Source organism: Chlorobium sp. (assembly GCF_049593655.1).
Classification (GTDB): Bacteria; Bacteroidota; Chlorobiia; order Chlorobiales; family Chlorobiaceae; genus Chlorobium.
Genome location: NZ_JBAWHG010000040.1, coordinates 48,821 through 54,820 on the forward strand (window position 1 = coordinate 48,821; position 6,000 = coordinate 54,820).

Here is a 6,000-nt window from a genome sequence, read left to right on the forward strand (position 1 = left end):
ATCATTTATCGATTCTGGAGACTTCATATGAAAATCGCCCGCCTGTTTACCTCTCCCGGAGAGAACGTCTACGACCGTTTCGAGTACACCCTCCGTTCATCCGTGCTGCGTAATCCGGACGGCTCGAAGGTGTTTGAACTGAACGATATCGAGGTGCCGAAACACTGGTCGCAGGTGGCGGCCGATATTCTCGCCCAGAAATATTTCCGCAAGACAGGGGTACCCCGGCGTGATGCTGACGGAAACGCGGTGCTCGACGAAACGGGCCAGCCTGTAACCGGCAGCGAGCGCTCCATCAAGGAGGTCGTGCACCGTCTTGCCGGATGCTGGAAGGAGTGGGGCGAAAAGAACCGTTATTTCGATTCGCCCGACGACGCGCAGGCTTTCTACGACGAGGTCGCCTATATGCTGCTCCGCCAGATGGGCGCACCCAACTCTCCCCAGTGGTTCAATACCGGACTGAACTTCGCCTACGGCATCGACGGACCCGCTCAGGGGCACTTCTATGTCGATCCGGCAACCGGCCAGACCAGGGAGTCCGAAGACGCCTATTCCCGTCCCCAGGCCCATGCCTGTTTCATCCAGTCGGTCAATGACGATCTGGTCAACGACGGGGGCATTTTCGATCTTGCCGTGCGCGAAGCGAGAGTGTTCAAGTTCGGCAGTGGATCGGGCACCAACTACTCGAACCTGCGTTCATCCGGCGAAAAACTCAGCGGCGGCGGCAGCTCTTCGGGGCTGATGAGCTTTCTCAAGATATTCGATTCGGCGGCCGGAGCCATCAAGTCCGGCGGAACCACCCGTCGCGCGGCCAAAATGGTGATTGTCGATATCGACCACCCGGACGTGGAGCGCTTCATCGAGTGGAAGGCGCGTGAAGAGGACAAGGTAGCTTCACTGGTGGCCGGTTCGAGGATCTGCTCCCGTTTTCTCAAGGCGATTGTCGACGAAGCCATTGCCAACGGCTCCGACCGTTCCGAAAACATGAAGCTGCAGCTTCTCATCAGGAACGCTCTTTCGCGGGCCGTGCCGATGAACTATATCCTCAGGGTGCTTGCCCTGGTCGATCAGGGTTACACCACCCTCGACTTCGACGAATACGATACGCATTACGAATCCGAAGCCTACCAGACCGTCGGCGGCCAGAACTCGAACAACACCGTCAGGGTCACCAACGCCTTCATGAAAGCCGTCGAAAACGACGATATGTGGGTGCTCCGCGAGCGTACGACCGGCAAAACCGCAAGAGCCGTGAAAGCCCGCGACCTCTGGGAAAAAATTCTCATGAGCTCATGGAAATGCGCCGATCCCGGCCTCCAGTTCGATACCACCATCAACGAGTGGCATACCTGTCCGGAGAGCGGCAGGATCAATGCAAGCAATCCGTGCTCCGAGTACATGTTTCTCGACGATACCGCATGTAATCTGGCCAGTCTCAACCTGATTCACTTCGTCGATGAATCGACCGGAAAGATCAGGGTCAGGGAGCTGCTGCACGCTTCGGCACTCTGGACTGTGGTGCTGGAGATATCGGTGCTGATGGCGCATTTCCCGTCGAAGGATATCGCCCGTCTCAGCTACGAGTACCGCACGCTCGGTCTCGGCTTCGCCAATCTCGGTACCGTGCTGATGGTGCTCGGCATTCCTTACGATTCGCCCAAGGCCCTCGCCCTGGCCGGCGCGATTTCCGCGCTCATGACCGGTCAGGCTTATGTGACCTCGGCTGAAATGGCAAAGGATCTCGGCGCGTTTGCCGGCTACGCGGCCAATTCCAAAGAGATGCTGCGCGTCATCCGCAACCACCGCCGTGCCGCCCGCAACAATTCGGAGGAGGAGTACGAGGGACTCAGCGTCAAGCCCCGCGGCATCGACAGCGAATACTGTCCGGCCGACCTTTTCGAGGCTGCCGGAAAAATATGGGATGAAGCCCTGCAGAAAGGCAAAAAGCACGGCTTCCGCAACGCGCAGGTCAGCGTCATCGCCCCTACCGGCACGATAGGTCTGGTGATGGACTGCGACACCACCGGCGTCGAGCCCGAGTTCGCCATCGTCAAGTTCAAGAAACTGGCCGGCGGCGGTTACTTCAAGATCGTCAACCAGTCGGTGCAAAAGGCTCTCGAACGGCTCGGCTACACCGACTCGCAGATCGACGATATCGAAAAGTACTGCAAGGGTCACGGCACGCTTGCCGGATGCCCCGCCATCAACCGCCAGTGGCTGAAGAGCAGGGGATTTACCGACGAGAAGATCGAGCAGGTCGAGTTGCAGCTCGAAACCGTTTTCGACATCCGTTTCGCCTTCAACAAGTGGATACTCGGCGAGGAGTTCTGCCAGTCGCTGGGATTCAGCGACGAACAGCTCAACAGTCCCGATTTCGACATGCTTCAGGCGCTCGGGGCCACCGAACGGGACAGCGAAGTCGCCAACGACTACATCTGCGGCACCATGACCATCGAAGGGGCGCCCCATCTGAAGCTCGAACACCTGCCGGTTTTCGACTGCGCCAGCCGGTGCGGCAGAAAAGGGGAGCGCTATATCACCCACATGGCCCATGTCCATATGATGTCCGCCGTACAGCCCTTCATTTCCGGAGCCATCTCGAAAACTGTCAACATGCCGGGCTCGGCCACAACTGCCGAAATCGGCGACGTATACCGTGCCGCCTGGCAGCATATGGTCAAGGCCATCACCATCTACCGTGACGGTTCGAAGCTCTCGCAGCCGCTCAACATTTCAAGCTACAAGGACCTCGACGAGATCATCATGCTCGGCAACGAAGAGACGCTCGACGAAACAAAAGGCCCGAGGGAAGTTCAGGAGCGGATTGTCGAGCGGGTCTATCACCGCTCGGAGCGCCGGATGCTGCCCAAGCGGCGCAAGGGGTATATCCGTGAAGCCTACGTCGGCGGCCACAAGGTGTTTCTCCGTACCGGCGAGTACGAAGACGGCTCGCTCGGGGAGGTGTTTATCGACATGTACAAGGAGGGCGCTTCGTTCAAGGGTCTCCTTAACTGTTTCGCCGTGCTCGCCTCCAAGGCCCTGCAGTACGGCATGCCGCTCGAAGAGCTTGTGGACAGCTTCACCTTCACCCGGTTCGAACCCGCCGGTGCGGTGCAGGGTCACAATGCCATCAAGAACTCCACCTCGATTCTCGATTACGTGTTCCGCTCGATCGGCTACGACTATCTCGGTCGCAAGGATTTCGTGCATGTCAAGGCTGTCGACGAGGTGCCGCCGTCGGGAGGCGAAGGGGATGACAAGGCGAAAAGCAACGGCTCGGCCCACCGGGAGCCGGTTGCGGAAACGGTTGCGGAGCAGCATCACCTGATGTCGGAGTACGCCTCGAGCATGAGCACCCAGATGCTGCAGGCAAAGGTTCAGGGCTTTACCGGAGAGCAGTGCGAAAACTGCGGATCGATGCGGGTGAAACAGAACGGAACCTGCAAGGTGTGCGAGGATTGCGGTACCACGACCGGCTGTTCGTAAGCCGGGGAAGAGGTTTCCGGACGGGTTTGGGAGAAGCTGAAGGAAAAAGGTGAAAGAGGGTGTCCCCGATATGACCGGGGACACCCTCTTTCGCGTTGTGTTACTGGGCGACCGCCGCCGGTGCGGGCCGGTACCCGGTTTCCGACGCCACCAGGCATGATTCCTGCAGATTCATGCCGCTGATCTGCAGGGTTCTTGAAGGGGAGTGGCGCACCAGTTCATAGTCGTGCGTTCCTATCAGTACGGTAATGCCTTTCTGGTTGATCCGCTTCAGGTATTCAAGAATCTCGATCGAGGTATCGGGGTCGAGGTTGCCGGTGGGTTCATCGGCGAGCACCACCAGCGGTTCCCGCACAATCGCCCGTGCAATGGCCACCCGCTGCTGTTCTCCCCCCGAAAGGCAGAGCGGCATCTGCCGCGCGGCATGCTGGAGCCCTACGCTTTCGAGGGCGTGCATCACCTTCTCCTGAACCAGCTTCTCTTTCGTGCCGGTGACTTTCAGCACAAAGGCCAGATTGTCGTAAACACTGCGGTCCTCGAGCAGGCGGAACTCCTGGAAGACGATGCCGAGCTTGCGGCGCAGGTGCGGAATCTGCCGTTTTCTTATGGTGCGCGAACTGTAGCCGGCAATCTGGATCTCCCCTTTTTTGGGTCGGATATCCATGTAGAGCGACTTGAGCAGCGTGGTTTTCCCGCTGCCGCTTTTTCCGACGATATAGACAAGTTCTCCGGGCTGAACGGTCAGGTTCAGGTCGCGGAATATGGCTTTTTTGTTCAGTTCGAGGTCAACCTGGATGAATGAAATCATGATGATCGTTCCGTTTGTTTTCGGTTCCTGACTATTCTGAGGGCGAGCAGAGCCGCTTCACAGCAGCTCCGTTCGGAGGCTTTGCCCGATCCGGCAATATCGAAACTGGTGCCGTGGTCGGGAGAGGTGCGTACTATCGGGAGGCCGAGGGTGACGTTGACGCCGGTATCGAAAGCCAGCACCTTGAAGGGCAGCAGCCCCTGATCGTGGTACATGGCCACCACCATGTCGAATTTCCTGTAACGTTGCGCTCCGAAGAATCCGTCGGCAGGAAAGGGACCCTCCACCTGAAGGCGTCCGGCGAGGCTCGCGATTGCGGGAGCGATGACCTCTTTCTCTTCGCTGCCCATTATTCCGCCGTCCGAAGCGTGCGGGTTGAGCCCGAGCACGGCCATACGAGGCAGCGCGATGGCGAAATCGGTTTTCAGGGAGCGCGCAAGGTTTTCAAGAAAGCCCGTAAGGTCCATCTCCCGGATGCGGCCCGGCACCTCTGCAAGCGGGACATGAATCGTGGCAAGGGCAACCCGCAGTTCCGTCACCGGGTCGAAAAACATCATGGTGGGGGAGCTTACGCCGAAAATTTTCCCGAGAAAACCCGTGTGGCCGCTCTCTGTATAACCTGCAAGGGCAACCGCTTCCTTGTTGATCGGAGCGGTTACGAGTGCGTCGCAAATACCGCTGCGGCAGAGTTCGGCGGCGGCGGCTACCGAGAGCATGGCGATCCGGCCGGAGTCTGCAGAAACGGTTCCGGGGCTTATCGTCTCCGGTTCGGCCACGCTCAGTACGGGAAGCACGCCGCAATGCGGGGTGCAAAGCCCGCTGAGTGCGGCTGCATCGTTCACCAGTTCGAGTTCTACCGGAAGATCGAGCCTTTTCCGGTAATATTCCATCGCCTTGTACGAGCCGGCCACCAGAAAGGAGTGACCGGTTTCGCGAAGCTTCTGAAAGCTTTTCAGAATGACCTCTGGCCCGATGCCGTTCAGATCGCCGATGGAAAAGACAATTCGCATGTTCAGAGGCGTTTGTAGGCATTGGCGATTTTCTCGTCCTTTTTGACCCCCTTCAGGGCCATCCAGAAGAGCAGCGGTTCGGGCAGCATCATGAACATGCCGATCTCCGGCTTGTGTGCGGCCTCAAGGCCTGCAACCTGGAAATACTGGTTCAGAAAGTGCGCCGCCGCGAGTCCGGAGAGCAGGTCTGCCACGAAAAGCAGCAGCGCCAGCACGATGAGATTGCTCTGCAGGGACCTGTTTTTGTAGAGAAAGATCGCGGCGAGCGACACGAGGGCGGTGAGCGGAGAGAAGATGCCTGCGGCATAGCTTGCCGTCACCTGCAGCAGGCCCGCCTCCGGCCTGGCTCCGAAATCGTAGAAAAGCACCAGTTCGTTCGAGCTGAAGCTCCAGAACGGAACGAACATGCTCAATGCGGCAAGCAGTGCGGCGACGAGGAGGTAAAGCGACTGGATTCTGGCTAACATGGGTCTGGCGGTTTAAGGTGCATGATAACGAGTACGTCAATATAACATAATCACCGGAAAAGAGTCCCAGCGCTAAACCCCTTATTGCCTCAAAGACTTTCCCGCATGCTGATTTAGCATTGCGAAATCATGATTAATCCACGCACCCCCTTGCAGGGGTGCGACCGAGCGTCCTTTTCGTACATCTTCTGTACCTGGTTTCAATCCACGCGCCCGCATGGGGCGCGAC

The 6,000-nt window shown here is 58.4% G+C and carries 4 protein-coding genes; 1 reads left to right on the forward strand and 3 read right to left on the reverse strand.

Translation table 11 applies throughout. The annotated features are described in order from the left end of the window. Positions 1 to 27 precede the first annotated feature (27 nt). Positions 28 to 3,486: a vitamin B12-dependent ribonucleotide reductase gene (locus tag WBP50_RS06630; protein ID WP_423932607.1), complete on the forward strand. Its 3,459-nt coding sequence runs from the start codon at positions 28 to 30 to the stop codon at positions 3,484 to 3,486. A gap of 100 nt (positions 3,487 to 3,586) precedes the next feature. Here WBP50_RS06630 and WBP50_RS06635 read toward each other — a convergent pair whose 3' ends face one another. Genes WBP50_RS06635 through WBP50_RS06645 form a run of 3 tightly spaced genes read right to left on the reverse strand, consistent with a single transcriptional unit; the run spans position 3,587 to position 5,771 of the window. Then, on the reverse strand, positions 3,587 to 4,294 hold the full coding sequence (locus tag WBP50_RS06635) for a cell division ATP-binding protein FtsE (RefSeq protein ID WP_423932609.1): 708 nt from the start codon (positions 4,292 to 4,294) through the stop codon (positions 3,587 to 3,589). Beyond that, positions 4,291 to 5,304, reverse strand: a complete 1,014-nt coding sequence (gene pdxA / locus WBP50_RS06640; protein ID WP_423932611.1) for a 4-hydroxythreonine-4-phosphate dehydrogenase PdxA — start codon at positions 5,302 to 5,304, stop codon at positions 4,291 to 4,293. The genes WBP50_RS06635 and pdxA overlap by 4 nt, the downstream gene beginning before the upstream one ends. Positions 5,305 to 5,306: 2 nt before the next feature. Next, positions 5,307 to 5,771 carry a DUF4293 domain-containing protein gene (locus WBP50_RS06645; RefSeq protein WP_423932613.1) on the reverse strand — a complete coding sequence of 155 codons (465 nt, stop codon included), beginning with the start codon at positions 5,769 to 5,771 and terminating at the stop codon, positions 5,307 to 5,309. Between the last annotated feature and the right edge of the window lie 229 nt (positions 5,772 to 6,000).